General features: G+C 67.5%; 16 protein-coding genes. 12 read left to right on the forward strand and 4 right to left on the reverse strand.

The features are described 5' to 3' along the window. Positions 1-7: 7 nt before the first annotated feature. Genes ACZ42P_RS11805 through ACZ42P_RS11815 form a run of 3 tightly spaced genes read left to right on the forward strand, consistent with a single transcriptional unit; the run spans position 8 to position 2,742 of the window. Complete coding sequence (locus tag ACZ42P_RS11805; protein WP_464897735.1) at positions 8-760, forward strand: pteridine reductase; 753 nt, start codon at positions 8-10, stop codon at positions 758-760. Then, the gene (locus ACZ42P_RS11810) at positions 757-1,566 is read left to right on the forward strand and encodes a PP-loop family protein (protein ID WP_464897736.1); all 810 of its coding nucleotides are present in this window, start codon (positions 757-759) and stop codon (positions 1,564-1,566) included. The genes ACZ42P_RS11805 and ACZ42P_RS11810 overlap by 4 nt, the downstream gene beginning before the upstream one ends. A 45-nt stretch (positions 1,567-1,611) precedes the next feature. Then, entirely contained in the window at positions 1,612-2,742 is a 1,131-nt protein-coding gene (locus ACZ42P_RS11815; RefSeq protein WP_464897737.1) for a pyridoxal-phosphate-dependent aminotransferase family protein, read from the forward strand. A gap of 7 nt (positions 2,743-2,749) precedes the next feature. Here the strand turns inward: ACZ42P_RS11815 and metE are convergent, their stop codons facing one another. After that, positions 2,750-5,029 (reverse strand): 5-methyltetrahydropteroyltriglutamate--homocysteine S-methyltransferase, encoded by a 2,280-nt coding sequence (gene metE, locus ACZ42P_RS11820; protein ID WP_464897738.1) that lies wholly within the window; start codon positions 5,027-5,029, stop codon positions 2,750-2,752. A 90-nt stretch (positions 5,030-5,119) separates the two neighbouring features. Here metE and ACZ42P_RS11825 point away from each other — a divergent pair, with 90 nt between their 5' ends. Then, the gene (locus ACZ42P_RS11825) at positions 5,120-6,025 is read left to right on the forward strand and encodes a LysR family transcriptional regulator (RefSeq protein WP_464897739.1); all 906 of its coding nucleotides are present in this window, start codon (positions 5,120-5,122) and stop codon (positions 6,023-6,025) included. 6 nt (positions 6,026-6,031) lie between these two features. On the opposite strand, the gene ACZ42P_RS11830 is transcribed toward ACZ42P_RS11825, so the two are convergent. Together ACZ42P_RS11830 and ACZ42P_RS11835 are read right to left on the reverse strand one after the other, a co-directional pair. Continuing rightward, the gene (locus ACZ42P_RS11830; protein WP_464897740.1) at positions 6,032-6,433 is read right to left on the reverse strand and encodes a hypothetical protein; all 402 of its coding nucleotides are present in this window, start codon (positions 6,431-6,433) and stop codon (positions 6,032-6,034) included. An 8-nt stretch (positions 6,434-6,441) separates the two neighbouring features. Beyond that, on the reverse strand, positions 6,442-6,969 hold the full coding sequence (locus tag ACZ42P_RS11835; protein WP_464897741.1) for a GlcG/HbpS family heme-binding protein: 528 nt from the start codon (positions 6,967-6,969) through the stop codon (positions 6,442-6,444). 99 nt (positions 6,970-7,068) lie between these two features. Between ACZ42P_RS11835 and ACZ42P_RS11840 the strand changes: the two genes are divergently transcribed. Beyond that, on the forward strand, positions 7,069-7,485 hold the full coding sequence (locus tag ACZ42P_RS11840) for an Hsp20/alpha crystallin family protein (protein WP_464897742.1): 417 nt from the start codon (positions 7,069-7,071) through the stop codon (positions 7,483-7,485). Between the two features lie 8 nt (positions 7,486-7,493). On the opposite strand, the gene ACZ42P_RS11845 is transcribed toward ACZ42P_RS11840, so the two are convergent. Next, a complete protein-coding gene (locus ACZ42P_RS11845; protein WP_464897743.1) occupies positions 7,494-8,276 on the reverse strand; it encodes an IclR family transcriptional regulator in 783 nt (260 codons plus the stop codon). Between the two features lie 94 nt (positions 8,277-8,370). On the opposite strand from ACZ42P_RS11845, the gene ACZ42P_RS11850 reads away from it, so the two are divergent. From ACZ42P_RS11850 to ACZ42P_RS11880, 7 genes are all read left to right on the forward strand, one after another. Continuing rightward, positions 8,371-9,114, forward strand: coding sequence for a (Fe-S)-binding protein (locus ACZ42P_RS11850; protein ID WP_464897744.1), 744 nt, complete (start codon positions 8,371-8,373; stop codon positions 9,112-9,114). After that, positions 9,105-10,511: a LutB/LldF family L-lactate oxidation iron-sulfur protein gene (locus ACZ42P_RS11855; RefSeq protein WP_464897745.1), complete on the forward strand. Its 1,407-nt coding sequence runs from the start codon at positions 9,105-9,107 to the stop codon at positions 10,509-10,511. The genes ACZ42P_RS11850 and ACZ42P_RS11855 overlap by 10 nt, the downstream gene beginning before the upstream one ends. After that, complete coding sequence (locus ACZ42P_RS11860) at positions 10,508-11,134, forward strand: LutC/YkgG family protein (RefSeq protein ID WP_464897746.1); 627 nt, start codon at positions 10,508-10,510, stop codon at positions 11,132-11,134. Before ACZ42P_RS11855 ends, ACZ42P_RS11860 begins: the two co-directional genes overlap by 4 nt. Positions 11,135-11,360: 226 nt before the next feature. Beyond that, positions 11,361-12,851 carry a CoA-acylating methylmalonate-semialdehyde dehydrogenase gene (locus tag ACZ42P_RS11865; RefSeq protein ID WP_464897747.1) on the forward strand — a complete coding sequence of 497 codons (1,491 nt, stop codon included), beginning with the start codon at positions 11,361-11,363 and terminating at the stop codon, positions 12,849-12,851. Between the two features lie 199 nt (positions 12,852-13,050). After that, on the forward strand, positions 13,051-14,157 hold the full coding sequence (locus tag ACZ42P_RS11870) for a TRAP transporter substrate-binding protein (RefSeq protein WP_464899403.1): 1,107 nt from the start codon (positions 13,051-13,053) through the stop codon (positions 14,155-14,157). A gap of 55 nt (positions 14,158-14,212) precedes the next feature. Next, a complete protein-coding gene (locus ACZ42P_RS11875; RefSeq protein ID WP_464897748.1) occupies positions 14,213-14,794 on the forward strand; it encodes a TRAP transporter small permease subunit in 582 nt (193 codons plus the stop codon). Positions 14,795-14,799: 5 nt separating this feature from the next. Next, entirely contained in the window at positions 14,800-16,959 is a 2,160-nt protein-coding gene (locus tag ACZ42P_RS11880; RefSeq protein ID WP_464899404.1) for a TRAP transporter large permease, read from the forward strand. Positions 16,960-16,961: the final 2 nt, after the last annotated feature.

Consider the following 16,961-nt stretch of genomic DNA (forward strand, 5'->3'; position numbering starts at 1 on the left):
ACCAAGCATGAACAACAGTCAGGCGGACAAGGTCGTCCTCATCACCGGCGGTGCCAAGCGCGTGGGCGCGGTGATCTCGCGCATGCTGCACGCGGCCGGCTGCCGGCTCATGATCCATTACCGTTCCTCGCGGAGCGAGGCCGAGGCGCTGGCCCACGAGCTCAATGCCAAACGGCCGGACAGCGTGGGGCTGGTGCAGGCGGATCTGCTGGACATCGCCGGCCTGCCGCGGCTGGTGCACGATACGGTGGCGAAATTCGGCCGCCTGGACGTGCTCATCAACAACGCCTCCAGCTTCTATCCCACCGAGGTGGGTCACATCACCGAGCAGAACTGGCAGGATCTCATCGGCACCAATCTCAAGGCACCGCTGTTCCTCTCCCAGGCGGCGGCGGATGCCCTGCGGCACGCCCATGGCTGCATCGTCAACATCGCCGACATCCATGCCGAACGGCCCATGAAGGCCTATGTGGTGTACAGCATCGCCAAGGCGGGACTGGTGGCCATGACCAAGTCCCTGGCCCACGAATTGGGCCCCAACGTGCGCGTGAATGCCATTGGTCCCGGACCCATCCTGTGGCCGGAGGACGATCCCACCTTCGACGACATGGAACGCCGGCGCATCATCGCCCACACCCTGCTCAAGCGGGAAGGCACGCCGGAAGACATCGCGCGCGCGGTGCGATTTCTCATCTTCGACGCCACCTACACCACCGGCCACATGCTCACCGTGGACGGCGGGCGGAGCGCCAGCCTGTGACGACCTCCCCGACGCCGTCCTTGACGTCGCCCGTCACGCCCTCCAGGCGCCTGGTGTCCGCCGCCGGGCGGGCCATCGGCGACTACGACATGATCCGCGCCGGCGACCGGGTGCTGGTGGCTGTGTCTGGCGGCAAGGACAGTCTGTCCCTGCTGCACGTGCTGCTGCATCTGCAGAAAAAGGCGCCGGTTAGGTTCGAGCTCGCCGCGGCCACCGTCGATCCCCAGTCGCCGGATTTCGATCCCTCTCCCCTCAAAGAGTACGTGCCGCAACTGGGCATTCCCTATTTCTACGAATCCTTCCCCATCGTGGAACAGGCGAAGCAGTCCATGCAGGGCGATTCCTTCTGTGCCTTCTGCTCCCGTCTGCGGCGCGGGCTGCTCTACGGCTGCGCGCGGCGGGAAGGCTACAACGTGCTGGCCCTCGCCCAGCACCTGGACGATCTGGCGGAGACTTTCCTGATGTCGGCCTTCTTCGGCGGCAGGCTGCGCACCATGCAGGCCCATTACGTGATCGACGCCGGCGACCTGCGGGTGATCCGCCCCTTCGTCTATGTGCGCGAGCGGCAGACCGCCGCCTTTGCCAAAACCGCGCGGCTGCCGGTGATTCAGGAAAACTGTCCCGCCTGTTTCGCCATGCCCACCGAGCGCATGCACATGAAGCAACTCCTGGCCGGCCTGGAAAAACAGCACCCGCGCATCTTCCCCAATCTGCTCACCGCCATGCGGCCCCTGATGGGGCCCATGAAGGAAGGGCGGCGCCACATGCCGCCCCATCACCGCAGCGATCCCCTGGTGGTGGACTGAGACTTCCCCCCCCAAAATCATTCCGTTGAACAAGCGTGGAGCACCATGACCAATCCCGTCGCGATTCATTCCTTTGAGCCACCGCGGCGCACCCTGATGGGGCCCGGGCCTTCCGACGTCCATCCGCGCGTGCTCGCCGCATTGGCGCGGCCCACCATCGGCCATCTCGACCCGGTCTTCGTGGAGATGATGGAGGAGCTCAAGACGCTCCTGCGTGCCGCCTTCCTCACCGAAAACGAACTCACTTTCCCCGTGTCCGGCCCCGGCTCGGTGGGCATGGAAACCTGCTTCGTCAATCTGGTGGAGCCCGGTGACCGGGTGATCGTGTGCGTCAACGGCCTGTTCGGCACCCGCATGGTGGACAACGTGCGCCGCTGCCGGGGCGAGCCCATCGTCATCGAGGATGCCTGGGGCGAACCGGTGGACCCGAACAAGCTGGAAGATGCCCTGAAACGCCATCCCGGGGTCAAGGTGGTGGCCTTCGTCCACGCCGAAACCTCCACGGGTGTGGCCTCGGATGCCAAAACCCTGGCGGAAATCGCCCACCGGCATGGCGCGCTCACCCTGGTGGATGCCGTGACCTCCCTGGGCGGCTCGGAACTGCGCGTGGATGAATGGGGGCTGGATGCGGTCTATTCCGGTAGCCAGAAATGCCTGTCCTGCGTGCCCGGCCTGTCTCCCGTCACCTTCAGCCCCCGTGCCGTGGAGACGGTGAAGAACCGCAAGCAGCTGGGGCAGAGCTGGTTCATGGATCTCACCCTGGTGCTGGGCTACTGGAGCGCGGCCAGGCGCACCTATCACCACACGGCGCCCATCAACGCCCTCTACGCCCTGCACGAGGCGCTGGTGGTGCTGGCGGAGGAGGGCATCGAGAAGGCCTGGCAACGCCACCGCGCCATGCACGAGCAGCTCAAGGCCGGGCTTTTGCGCCTGGGGTTGGAATTCCTGCCTGCCGAGCCCCACCGCCTGCCCCAGCTCAATGCCGTCAAGGTGCCACCGGGCGTGGACGAAGCGGAGGTGCGCCGGCGCCTGCTCACGGAATACGACCTGGAAATCGGCGCCGGCATGGGCCAGCTCGCCGGCCGGATCTGGCGCATCGGTCTCATGGGCTACGGCGCCCGCCAGGAAAACGTGGACCGTTGCCTGTCGGCCCTTTCCCGTGTGCTGGCGCGCTGAAGACGCCTCAGCCCAGCCGCTGCCGGAGCGTGTGCGCGGCGGCCACCATGTGGGCAAGCGCCGGCTCCACTTCTTCCCAGGTGCGCGTCTTGAGCCCGCAGTCCGGATTCACCCAGAGGCGTTCCGGCGGAAACAGGGCTGCCGCGTATTCCAGCAGCGCCACCATGTCCGCCGTCGCCGGGACCCGGGGTGAATGCACGTCGAACACGCCGGGCCCCAGCTCGTTGGGATAGTCCGCGCAGGCGAAGGCCCGGACGGATTCCATGCCGGACCGGCTCGCCTCGATGGTGAGCACGTCGGCATCCAGCGCAATGATCGCGGGCAGGATGTCGGCGAACTCGGCATAACACATGTGGGTGTGGATCTGGGTGGCGTCCCTCACGCCCGCCGCGCACAGGCGGAAGGCGCGGGTGGCGGCGGCGAGGTACTCCGCCCGTGCGGCGGCACGCAGGGGCAGCCCCTCGCGCAGCGCCGGCTCATCGATCTGGATGATGCCGATGCCGGCCCGTTCCAGATCCTCCACTTCGTCGCGCACCGCGGCGGCGAGCTGCAGCAGGACCGTGGCCTGGGGCAGATCGTCGCGCACGAAGGACCACTGGAACAGGGTTGCCGGCCCGGTGAGCATGCCCTTCACCGGTTTGGCGGTGAGGCTCTGGGCGTAGCGTGTCCACTCGAGCGTGATGGGTGCGGGGCGCGCCACGTCGCCGTAGAGCAGGGGCGGCTTCACGCAGCGCGAGCCATAGGACTGCACCCAGCCATTGCGGGTCACCGCGAAGCCCGCCAGATGCTCGGCGAAGTATTCCACCATGTCGTTGCGTTCGGGCTCGCCGTGCACCAGCACGTCCAGCCCGAGCGCTTCCTGCAGCCGGATGGCGTGGGCGATTTCGCCTTCCATCAGGGTGCGGTAGTCCGCAGGCATCAGCTCGCCGCGGCGCCAGGCGGCACGCGCCTGGCGTACCGCCGGCGTCTGGGGAAAAGAGCCGATGGTGGTGGTGGGCAGCAGCGGCAGTCCGAGGCGGGCGCGCTGGGCGGCACGCCGCACGGCATGGGGTGAGGGGCGCCGGCCGGGCTCATCGCCCAGCGCGGCGAGGCGTGCCGCCACCGCCGGCCGGTGTACCTGGGCGCTGGTGCGCCGGGCCTCGACCTGGGCGCGCGCCGCCGACCAGTCCACCGCCTCGCCCTGCAGGGCGTGTTTCAGGGTGATGAGCTCGTTTAGCTTCTCCCGGGCGAAGGCGAGCCAGCCCCGCAGTTCGGTATCGAGGGCCGCTTCGCCATCCAGACTCATCGGCACGTGCAGCAGGGAACACGAGGGTGCCAGCCACAGCTCGCGCCGGCGCTCGGCCGCGGGCCGCAGACGGGCAAAGGCCGCATCCAGATCGGTGCGCCAGACGTTGCGGCCATTGACGATGCCCACCGAGAGCACCTTGTGCGCCGGCAGCCAGTCCAGCACCGCCGGCAGGTCGGCCGCCCCGCGCACAGCGTCCACGTGCAGGCCGTGCACCGGCAACTGGCAGGCCAGGCGGGTGTTCTCCGCCAGGGGAGCGAAATAGCTGGCGAGCAGGAGGCGCGGGCCGGCGCCCGTCAGGGCGGCGTAGGCGGGTTCGAAGGCCGCCTGCCAGGCGGGTGCCAGTTCGGTGGCGAGGATCGGCTCGTCCAGTTGGACCCATGCCACGCCCTGTTGCGCCAGCCGCCCCAGGATCTGGCCATAGACCGGCAGCAGCCAGGGCAGAAGATCCAGGCGGGAAAAACCCTCGGTCTTCTCCTTGCCCAGCCAGAGGAAGGTGAGGGGACCGAGCAGCACCACCTTGACCGGATGGCTGAGCCGACGTGCCTCCTCCACCTGTGCGAACAGGCGTTGCGATCCCAGGCGGAAGCGGGTGTCCGGCGTGAACTCCGGCACCAGGTAGTGATAGTTGGTGTCGAACCACTTGGTCATCTCGAGGGCCTGACCCCGGCCGCCGCAGCAGTGGCCGGCGCCGCGGGCCATGGCGAAATAGCGGGCCAGCTCCGGCTCGTCCCCGCGGAAGGGAAAGCGGGCGGGCTCGCAGCCCAGAAGCTGCACGTGGTCGAGCACGTGGTCATAGAGGGAAAAGTCTCCCACCGTGACGAAGTCCAGCCCCGCCCGCGCCTGCTCCGCCCAGTGGACGGCCCGCAGGTTCCGGGCGGTGTCTTCCAGTTGCGCGGCGGACCATTCGCCCCGCCAGTGGGCTTCCAGGGCGAACTTCAGTTCCCGCTGCGCGCCGATGCGCGGATAACCCAGAATGTGTGTCCGAACCAGGGGTGTCATCTTGTGCTCCTCGATCAGGGGCGCCCATAATCGGGCTTTTGCGCATCATGAGGCAAGCGCATTGTTTTCAAATCATCATGAGGAAAATTCATGATCGAGCTGCGTCACCTGCGTGCTGTGGCTGCGCTGGCGGAAACCGGCAGCGTGAGCAGGGCGGCCGCCCGTCTCAATCTCACCCAGTCCGCCCTGTCCCACCAGATCGCTGCGCTCGAGGCTTATCTCGATCTCGCGCTGCTGGAGCGGGGGCGTCGCCCCCTGCGCTTGACGGCCGCCGGCGAACAGCTGCTGGCGCTCGCCCGGCGGGTGCTGCCGGAGGTGGATGCGGTGCGTCAGGAACTCGCCCGCCTGAAGGCCGGTGGGGCGACGCGGGAGCTGCGCATCGCCGTGGAATGCCATACCTGTTACGACTGGCTGATGCCTGCCATGGACGCCTACCGCGAGCGTCATCCCGAGGTGGAGCAGGATCTGGTGCCGGGCTTTCACGCCGACCCGCTGGCGCTGCTCGGGACCCATGAGGCGGATCTGGTGATCGTGTCCGAGGCGCGGGCGCGGCGCGGGATCGCCTATTTCCCCCTGTTCCGCTACGAGATGGTGGCGCTCCTGGCGCGCGGCCATGGGCTGCTGGCGCGGCAATATCTGACCGCGCGTGACTTCGCGGGGGAGACCCTGATCACCTATCCCGTGCCGGACCGCATGCTGGACGTGGTGCGGCGCGTGCTGAAGCCCGCGCGGGTGAACCCGCCCCGGCGCACGGCCGAACTCACCGTGGCCATCCTGCAGCTGGTGGCCTCGCGGCGCGGCATCGCCGTACTGCCCCGCTGGGCGGTGGCCGGCTATCTGGAGCGGGGCTATGTCGTGGCGCGGCCGGTGGGGGCGCGGGGGCTGTGGGGACGGCTGTATGCGGCGGTGCGGGCGCGGGAGCGGGCTCTGCACGCGGACTTCGCCCGGCTGCTGGTGGAGACCGCGCGCAGCGGCCTCCAGGGGCTGGCCGACTGAGGCCCGTCAGGAACGGTGGAGCTTGAGGACCTTGGCAGGTCCCTCGTGGCGGTTCCTGCGCGCGAGCTGCTCCAGGGCGAGGTGGAATTCCCGCGGCAGGCGTTTCATGGTTTCCCGTCCCTTTTCCTGGTAGAAGACGCGGTCGTAGGGCACGGGATCCGTAAGCGACTGGCGCACGTGGGGATCGAAGCGCTGCCAGGCCAGCTCGATCTGGCGGGCGCCTTCGCGGTCCACGAAGATGATTTCCTCGTGGTCGATCACCGCCAGATACTGCATGCTGCGGATGGGCACGAACACGCAACCCTGGGGGCTGCGGGCGAGGAGCAGGCGGGTGAGGTTGTAGGTGGCCGCGGGCAGGCGGGAAGGCTCCCGGTCAAGTTCGTCGCCCCGCCAGAAGGATTCCTCCATGGCCCCTCCTATTCCGCGAACTCCAGCCGGTCCTGCACAGCGGCGACGGCTTCCGCCGCGCAGATTTCGTCCTTGTCGCCGCCGGGGGCGCCGGATACGCCCACGGCGCCCAGCAGGGCACCCGCGGCACGAATGGGGACGGCCCCCTCCAGCATGAGCAGCTCGCTCACACTGTTGATCTCGGGGCGAATGTCCTGGCGCGCCCGGCGGAATTCGGAGCCGCTGGCGCCCGACAGGGTGACGGCGTTGGCCTTGCGCCGGGCGAGCTCCATGGTGAACCGGCTGGCCCGGCTGTCGCGCAGCACGACCTGGACATTGCCGTCCCGGTCCACCACCACCGCGCTCACGTTGTAGCCGCGGCTGCGGCAGGCGTTGACCGCCTGCTGGGCGATGTCGCGCGCGAGTTCCAGGGACATGCGCGGGACTTTGTCCAGATCACCGGCCATGGCGGGCAGGGTGGCGGACAGGGCAAACCCGGCCAAGACCTGCCGGAGCAGGGGCCGCCGCAGAAGGGGTGGCAGGATGCTGAAAGACATGAATCGGCCTCCAGGCTGTGCAGCTTGTGGGGAAACGGGGTCTCGCCTATTGTGGGTAAAGCCCTGGCGTTTTTCCAGTCAACCCGTGAAGGAGGTCCCATGGCCCGCATTCGTCTTGCCACACCTTTCGACCTGCCCACCTTCAGCGACCTGCTGCAGGCCTTCCAGCCCACCGTGGCGGTGGGGGAACAGGCCCTCGGCCACATCGACATGGACGTGCTGGAGACCCCCGAGGCCTTCGTGATCGATGCGGAGCTGCCCGGCGTCGCCAAGGAGGCGATCCATGTCAAGCTGGAGGGCAACCGGGTGGAGATCAGTGGTGAGGCCCGTCCCCGCGCCATCCGTGAGGGCGAGCGCATGCTCTGCCGGGAGCGGCATGAGGGACTATTCCACCGCAGCTTCGCCCTGCCCCACGACATCGACGTGGAGCGGGCCAGCGCCCGCTTTGCCGACGGCGTGCTGGAACTCACCCTGCCCAAGAAACAGGGCGGGCGGCGCGAACTGACGATCGCCTGAGGGGGCGTTCAGCGCGACGGGGGTCGCCAGCCCAGGGCGGCGGAAATGGCGTCCGCCGTTTCCTTCACCCGCTGCGCCCAGTTGCGGTCGAAGCGTTCCGCCGGCGCGGAAATGGACAGGCCCGCCACCAGCCGGCCGTCCGCATCCCGGATGCCCGCGCCGATGCAGCACACCCCCTTCTCTGCTTCCTCGTTGTCGAAGGCGATGCGCTTCTTGCGCACCCTGGCGAGTTCCTCCAGCAGGGCCTCCTCGCTGGTCAGGGTGTGGGGCGTGTAGGCGGGCAGGCCCGTGCGGCGGGCGTAGGCCCGGGCCTCCTCATCGCCCGCCTCGGCCAGAAAAATCTTGCCCACCGCGGTGATGTGCAGGGGCGCGCGGGCGCCCACCACCTGCACCACCCGCATCATGGCGCGGCCGCTGGCCGTGCGCTCCACGTAAACCATCTCGTCCCCCTGGCGCAGGCTGAGATTCACCGTCTCTCCCAGTTCCTGGTGCAGCTGCTGCATGTAGGGCAGCGCCTCGCGCCGGATGTCCAGGCGCGCCTTCACCAGATTGCCCAGCTCCAGCAGCTTGAGCCCGAGGCGGTAGGTGCCGGGCTCCTGCTTGGCGACCAGACCCTTTTCCACCATGACGTTGAGGATGCGGTGGGCGCTGGAGGGATGCAGTCCGGTGAGCGTGGCCAGCTGCTTGAGACTGACGGGCTGGGTGTGGGCGGCCAGCACCTCGAGCAGGTTCATCATGCGGTCGATCACCTGGATGGAGGACTTGCCTTCGCGCTCACTCATGGCTGCCATGGGGAATTTCGGATTGCGAAATCTTATTGCAAAATTTTTCCCCGGCCAAGGGCGTTTTCATTACACTGGCTGTCACCGTGCTCCAGGTGTCGCCGTGCGTGTCGGTCTGTTCGTTACCTGTCTCGTGGATCTGATGCGGCCGTCCGTGGGCTTTGCCGCCCTGCGTCTGCTGGAAGCGGCCGGCTGCCAGGTGGTGGTGCCCCCCGGGCAGACCTGCTGCGGCCAGCCGGGCTACAACAGCGGCGACTACGAGGCTGCGCGCCGCCTGGCGCTGCGCTGGGCGGAAGACTTCGCGGGCTGTGACTACGTGGTGGCCCCCTCCGGCTCCTGTGCCGCCATGATGCGCCTCCATTATCCCCGTCTTCTCCCGCCCGGCAGCGCGGAAGGGGCCCAGGTGGCCGAGCTGGCCGCCCGTACCTGGGAGCTCACCGCCTTTCTGGTCGAGGTGCTGCACGTCGAGCAGCCGCCCGGCCGCTGGCGCGGCGCCATCACCTACCACGATTCCTGTTCCGGTCTGCGCGAGCTGGGCGTAAAGACCCAGCCGCGCAGCCTGCTTGCGCGGCTGCCCGGCCTGGTGCTCACCGAGATGGAACAGTGCGAGACCTGCTGTGGTTTTGGCGGGACTTTCTCGGTGAAGTTCGGCGAGATTTCCACGCGCATGGCCGACCGCAAGTGCGCGGCGATCCAGGCCAGTGGCGCGGACGCCGTGGTGGGGGGTGATCTCGGCTGTCTGCTCAACATCGAAGGCCGGCTGCGGCGCCGGGGCGACACCCGGACGCGGGTGCTGCACGTGGCGGAAGTGTTGGCCGGCGAGCAGGGAGTGGTGCCATGCAGGTGAAGGCCCTCCGGTTCGTGCGCAACGCCCACGAGGCGCTCGCCAACGAGCGGCTGCAGCAGGCGCTGCGCCGCACCGAGTCCCGCTTCGTCCAGGGGCGGGCCCAGGCCCTGCGCGAGCTCGACGACCCGGAGGCGGTGCGCGCCCACGCCGCGGCCATCCGCGACCGGGTGCTGTCCCAGCTCGACCTCTGGCTGGAGCGCTTCGAGCAGGAGGCCACCGCCCGCGGCGCCGTGGTGCACTGGGCGGAGGACGCAGCCGAGGCGCAGCGCATCGTGTGCGACATCGCCGCAAGCCATGGCGTGAAGAAGGCGGTGAAGTCCAAGTCCATGGTGAGCGAGGAAGTGGCCCTCAACGAGGCGCTGCAAGCAGCGGGGGTGCAGGTGGTGGAGACCGACCTCGGCGAATACATCCTGCAGCTTGCGAACGAACCGCCGTCCCACATCGTGGCACCGGTGCTGCACAAGACGCGGGACGAGATCGCCGACCTGTTCGTCCAACATCATCGGCGCCCCCGCAAGACGGACATTGCCGAGCTCACCCGTGAAGCCCGCGAGTTTTTGCGCCCGCATTTTCTTTCCGCCGACATGGGGATTTCCGGCGCCAACTTCCTGATCGCCGAAACGGGCTCGGTGATGATCGTCACCAACGAGGGCAACGGCCGGCTGGCCACCACCCTGCCGCGCGTGCACGTGGCCATCACCGGCATCGAGAAGGTGGTGCCCACCCTGGAGGACGCGGCCACGCTGCTGCGCCTTTTGCCACGCTCCGCCACCGGCCAGGCCATCACGAACTACGTATCCCTGCTCACCGGGACGCGCAACGCCCACGATCACGACGGGCCCGAGCATTTCCACATCGTCCTGCTCGACAATGGCCGCAGCCGGCTCGTGGGGGGTGAGCTGGAACCCATCCTGCGCTGCATCCGCTGCGGCGCCTGCATGAATCATTGTCCCGTCTACCAGAACGTGGGTGGCCACGCCTATGGCTGGGTCTATCCGGGACCGATGGGGTCCGTGCTCACGCCCGCCTACCTGGGCCTCGAGCAGACTCTGCCGCTGCCCAACGCCTCCACCCTGTGCGGGCGCTGCGCCGAGGTGTGTCCGGTGAACATTCCCCTGCCGGACCTGCTGCGGGATCTGCGCCGCGCCCAGGTGCAGCGTGGCCTGCGTCCCCTGCGCGAACGGCTCGCACTCCTTTTGTGGCGCGGGCTCGCGCTGCGACCGCGGCTGTACCGGCGCCTCACCGCCTGGGCGGTGCGGGTGCTGCATGCCCTGGCCGGCAAACGGGGACGGCTCACCGTCCTGCCCTTTGCGCGCGGCTGGACCGATGGGCGCGACCTGCCGGCACCCGCCGGGCGCACTTTCCACGAACTCTATCGGCAAAGGTCCGCGTCATGAATGCGCGTTCCGCCATCCTCGCCAGGCTTGCCCGTGCGCGGCGCGACGACACGCCGGTGACCGCCCGCCTGGCGGCGCCGGTGCGCGGTCCGGGGCCGGCGCCCTATCCGGACCGGGTGGCCCGCTTCGAAGCGCGCGCCCAGGCCCTTGCCAGCAGCGTGGTGCGCCTCCCGGCACTCAAGGCGGTGCCCGCCGAGGTGGCCCGCTATCTGGCCAGCCTCGATCTGCCGCCGCGCCTCGTCTGCTGGCCCGAGTGGCAGGGGCTGGACTGGGCGGGGGCGGGGGTGCAGGCCCTGTGCCGCCCTGCGGTGGGAAGCGATCTCATCGGGCTCACCGGCGCCTTTGCCGGCATCGCCGAGACCGGCACGCTCATGCTGATCTCCGGCGAGACCACACCCGCCACCGTGAGCCTCCTGCCGGAGACCCACATCGCGGTGCTGCCCATGTCGCGTCTGGTGGACACGCTGGAAGATGCCTTCGCCTTGCTGCGTCGGGAGGCGGTACGCTGGCCCCGCGCGGTAAACCTGATTTCCGGCCCCTCGCGCACGGCCGACATCGAGCAGACCGTCACACTGGGCGCGCACGGGCCCTACCGCGTGCACGTGATCCTGATCGAGGCTTGACTATAAAGTAAAGGCCTGACCCCAATGGCGGCTGAAGCCGCTCCCACCCCCGCCCCCTCGATGGGGGAGGGCAGGGGTGGGGGTGAAGGCGAGCCATCCGGTCCCGGGCGCAGCGCAGTGGGAGGCTCTTCAGCGGCGACACTGGCTTGACTATAAAGTAAAGGCCTGACCCCTATGGAACGTGATCGTGATCGAGGCTTGACTATAAAGTAAAGGCCTGACCCCTATGGAAGAAGTTCTGCTTTGGATAGACGGGCGGCCGCAGGCGGCGGACAGCGGCCGCATGGGTGAGGTGTACGACCCGGCGCAGGGTGCGGTGGTGCGCCGGGTGCATCTGGCGGGTGCCACGGACGTGGCGCGTGCGGTGGCGGCGGCCAGGGCGGCGCTGCCCGCCTGGCGCGCCACCACGCCGCTGCGGCGCGCGCGCATTCTCACGCGCTTCCGCGAGCTGATGGAGCGCCATCGGGACGAGCTGGTGCGTCTGGCGAGCCAGGAACACGGCAAGACGCTGGCCGACGCAGCAGGTTCGGTGCAGCGGGGCATCGAGGTGATCGAGTTTGCCAGCGGCGCGCCGCACCTGCTCAAGGGGGAGCATGCGGAGGACGTGGGGCGTGGTGTGGACTGTCATTCCCTGCTGCAGCCGGTGGGGGTATGCGCCGGCATCACGCCGTTCAACTTTCCGGTGATGGTGCCCCTTTGGATGTTCCCGGTGGCCATTGCCTGCGGCAATACCTTCGTGCTCAAGCCCTCGGAAAAGGTGCCTTCCTGCAGCATCCGCATGGCCCAACTGTTCCAGGAGGCCGGACTGCCGGACGGCGTGTTCAACGTGGTGCCGGGGGAGCGGGAGGCGGTGGATTCCCTGCTCGCCCATCCGGACGTGGCGGCGGTGTCCTTCGTGGGTTCCACGCCCGTGGCGCGGCACGTTTACGAGACGGCGGCGCGCCATGGCAAGCGGGTGCAGGCCCTGGGTGGCGCCAAGAACCATGCCGTGGTGCTGCCCGACGCGGATCTGGATTTCACCGCCGATGCCCTGGTGGGATCGGCCTACGGGTCGGCCGGGGAGCGCTGTATGGCGATCTCCGTGGTGGTGGCGGTGGGCAGCGTCGCCGATCCCCTGGTGGAGCGGTTGCGTGCCCGCGCCGCCGCCCTGCGGGTGGGGCCGGGCCAGGCGCCCGGCGTGGACATGGGGCCGGTCATTTCCGCGGCCCATCGCGACCGCATCGTCGGCCTGATCGACAGCGGCGTGGCCCAGGGTGCGCGGCTGCTGCTCGATGGCCGGGGCATTCGTGTCCCGGGCCATGACGCGGGTTTCTTCGTGGGGCCCACCCTGTTCGACCAGGTCACGCCGGAGATGGACATCTACCGGGAGGAAATCTTTGGCCCCGTGCTGGGGGTGGTGCGGGTGCAAAGCCTCGATGAAGCCATCGCCCTCATCAACCGCAACCCTTACGGCAACGGCACCGCCATCTTCACCCGCTCGGGTGCGGCGGCGCGCCGTTTCGAGAACGAGATCGAGGTGGGCATGGTGGGCATCAACGTCCCCATCCCGGTGCCCATGGCCTTCTTCTCTTTTGGCGGCTGGAAGCAGTCCCTGTTCGGCGATCTGCACATGCATGGCATGGAAGGCGTCTGGTTCTATACTCGGACCAAGACCGTGACCAGCCGCTGGCTGCCCGCTGCAGGGGAGGGCGGCGGGCTCACCATGCCCACCCTGTGATGCGCCTGCAAAAAGCGATGCCGGAGGGTTGAAAATCTCCCCTGTGCGGACTACGCTTTACCACAGATCAAGAAAACGTTTCATAATGCGAAAGCGCGGGTTGCCAGAAACGACTAGCGTTGTTCCTCGTCCCATCAACAACCGTCAGGAGGCAGACATGACCAAGAAAGAAACCCCATCCCCCGCCGGTGCCCGCAGAATGAGCCGGCGCAAGTTTCTGGGTGCCGCAGCGGCCACCGCCACCGGTGCCACGGCCCTTTCCTTCCCCATGATCGCCAAGGCGGCCGGGCCCATCACCCTGCGTTTCCAAAGCACTTGGCCGTCCAAGGACATCTTCCATGAATACGCGCTCGACTTCGCCGCCAAGGTCAATGCCATGTCGGGCAACGAGCTCAAGATCGAGGTGCTGCCGGCGGGCGCGGTGGTGAAGGCCTTCGACCTGCTCGATGCGGTGAGCAAGGGTACCCTCGACGGCGGCCATGGCGTGGTGGCCTACTGGTACGGCAAGAACAACGCCGTAGCGCTCTGGGGCTCCGGCCCTGCCTTCGGCATGGACCCGAACATGGTGCTGGCCTGGCATTACTACGGGGGCGGCAAGGAGCTGTTGGACGAGATCTACAAGTCCATGAACATGGACGTGGTGTCCATGCTCTACGGCCCCATGCCGACGCAGCCCCTGGGCTGGTTCAAGAAGCCGGTGACCAAAGTGCAGGATTTCCAGGGCCTCAAGTACCGCACCGTCGGGCTGGCGGTGGAGATCTTCAAGGAGCTGGGCGCAGCGGTGACCCCGCTGCCCGGCGGCGAGATCGTGCCCGCCATGGACCGCGGCCTGCTGGACGCGGCCGAGTTCAACAACGCGTCCTCCGACCGTGTCCTGGGCTTTCCGGACGTTTCCAAGGTGTGCATGCTGCAAAGCTTCCATCAGGCGAGCGAGCAGTTCGAGGTCCTCTTCAACAAGAAGAAATACGATGCCCTCAACGCCGAACACAAGGCCATCATCAAGCACGCCATCGAGGCGGCCTCGGCGGACATGTCGTGGAAGGCCATCGAGCGTTACTCCAAGGATTACATGGAAATGGCCACCAAGCAGGGCGTGAAGTTCTACAAGACGCCGGATGCCATTCTCAAGGCCCAGCTCGCCGCCTGGGACAAGGTGATCGCCGCCAAGAGTGCGGAGAACCCGATGTTCAAGAAGGTGCTTGAGTCCCAGCGTGCCTTCGCGGCCCGCGCCGCGCGCTGGCAGAATGACACCACAGTCGATTACAGGATGGCCTACAACCACTTCTTCGCGGCCAAGAAGTCCTGACTGGGCCGCTGTGCCGCCGGCCTTGCGCCGGCGGCTTTTCGCAGGATTTCCCCCTATGCAGAAATTCCTTCTCGGCGTGGACCGTCTGTCCACCTTCATCGGTCGTTTTTTTGCCTGGTCCATCGTGCTGCTCACTCTGCTGGTGGGCTGGCAGGTGTTTTCCCGTTATTTCCTGCTGAACCCCCATGCCTGGGCGGGCGATGCACAGATCATGCTCTACGGCGTTCTGTTCATGATGGCGGGCGCCTATGCCCTGGCGCACCAGGCCCATGTGCGGGGCGATATCCTCTACGGGTCGTTTTCACCGCGCGCCCAGGCCGCCCTCGATCTCGTGCTGTACATCGTCTTTTACCTGCCCAGCGTGCTGGCGCTCACCTGGGCCGGCTGGAATTTTGCCAACGAGTCCCTCGCCATCCGGGAAAACACCTTCAGCCCGGAACCGCTGCCGCTTTACCCCTTCAAATTCGTGATTCCCACGGCCGGCACCCTGCTCATGCTGCAGGGCCTGGTGGAAATCCTGCGCTGTGTGTTGTGCCTGCGTGACGGAAAGTGGCCGCCGCGCAGCAAGGACGTGGAGGAGATCGACGTGGAAGAACTCAAGGCCATGGTCAAGGATGCGCCGGAGGCCCAGGGATGAAAAAAATGAAACCGGAAGTACTGGTCGGCGCCATTCTGATGGCGCTGATCCTGCTCGGCATCGCCGTCTTTACGCCTTGGGCGACGCTCAACAACGGCCACATCGGCATCATCATGCTGTGCCTGATCGTCGTGGCCATGATGTTGGGCTTCCCCAGTGCCTTCACCCTCACCGGCATGGGCGTGCTGTTCTCCTGGATCGCTTACCGGTCCGTGAATCCGGACATCGCCGTGCGCCAGACCCTGGATCTCGCGGTGCAACGGGCCTATGGCGTGATGACCAGCGACGTGCTGATCGCCGTGCCGCTGTTCCTGTTCATGGGCTACCTGGTGGAGCGGGCCAATCTCATCAAGAAACTGTTCCACGCCATCCACATCGCCACCGCGCGCATTCCCGGTTCGCTGGCGGTGGCCACCCTGGTCACCTGCGCCGTGTTTGCCACGGCCACCGGCATCGTGGGCGCAGTGGTGACGCTCATGGGCCTTCTGGCCATGCCGGCCATGCTGCGTGCAGGATACGACACCAGACTTACCTCGGGTGTGATTGCCGCGGGGGGCACCCTGGGTATCCTCATTCCGCCGTCCATCATGCTCATCGTCTACGGCGCGACCGCGGGCGTGTCCGTGGTGCAGCTCTATGCCGGCGCGTTTTTCCCGGGTTTCCTGCTGGCGCTGCTCTACATTCTTTACGTGATGCTGCTCGCCAAGCTCAAACCCGCCTGGGCGCCGGTGCTGCCCCGCGAGGCGCGGATCGTGCCCCTGCCGCCCCACCTAGAGCACGTCGCGCAGCATTACGGCCGGCTTGCCCTGCCGGCTCTGCTGCGCGCGCTGGTGACGGGCCGCGGCGAGTGGCCACGCCGTGTGCTGGCGAAGGAACTGGTGGTGGCCACTCTGCCCATGCTGGCCTTTGTCATCATCATGGGACTGACTTGGAATGCCCTCACCAAACCCGATGAAACCTTCGACACCAGTGGCCTGGTGGAGATGGGGGTAAATCCGGAGGCCCTCGATACCCGGCCAGGCGAAGGTGCGGCGCCGGGTGTGGCCGAACCGCCGGCGGAGGAGGCTGCACCCGGTGTGGCCGAGCCGCCCCCGGAAGAGGGCGCGCCGGGATTGGCCGAGCCGCCTGGCGCGCAAACCGGCGCCCCCGCTTTGGCCCGCGCGCCAGCGGCGGAATCCGCGCGGCGGGCCGGCGACAAGGCGCAACAACAGGGACGTCTGCCGGCACCCGCCGCGTTCTGGAAAATCCTGTGGGGTGGCGTGGCCGTGCTGGTGGTGGGGTACCTGCTCTTTACCTTCCCGCGGCTGGAAGTATTTCGCATGCTGCTCACCTCGTTCTTCCCCCTGGCGCTGCTCATCCTGGGCGTGCTGGGTTCCATCGTGTTCGGCCTGGCCACGCCCACCGAGGCGGCAGCAGTGGGCGCACTGGGCGGCTTCGTGCTGGCGGCTTTCTACATGGCGCTGGAACGACCCCGTGAGGAGCGGCGGCGCTGGTGGCCGAGCTGGATCGTGCTGTGGGCGGTTTTCCTGGTGTCCGTGGTGTGGTTCATCCTCTACCACGCCCAGATCGTCACCCAACCCCTGAACCACAGGGTGGGGAAGATCTCCATGCTTGCCTTCCTGGCCTGGGCCGTACTGGTCATCTGGCAGCTGAAGCTTCTGCCCATGCTCACCGAATCGGTTTTCCTCACGGCCAAGACCTCCGCCATGGTGTGCTGGCTGTTCGTGGGGGCGAGCATCTACTCGGCGGCGTTTTCCCTGCTGGGCGGTCACCAGGTGGTGGAAAACTGGGTGCTTTCCCTCAACATGACGCCGACCCAGTTCCTGATCCTGACCCAGGTGATCATCTTCCTTCTGGGCTGGCCCCTGGAGTGGACCGAGATCATCGTGATCTTCATGCCCATCTTCGTGCCCCTGCTGTCCCATTACCACATCGATCCATTGTTCTTCGGGCTGCTGGTGGCGCTCAACCTGCAGACGGCCTTCCTGTCGCCGCCCATGGCGCCCTCCGCCTTCTATCTCAAGGGGGTGGCTCCGCCCAACGTGACGCTCACCCAGATCTTCCTGGGCTCCATGCCCTTCATGGGGCTCGTGATCGTCGCCATGGTGATGCTCTACGTCTGGCCGGAGATCGGCCTGTGGCTGCCCGCGCAGCTGTACAAGTGAGG

The sequence above is a fragment of the Thiobacter subterraneus genome, assembly GCF_055379455.1.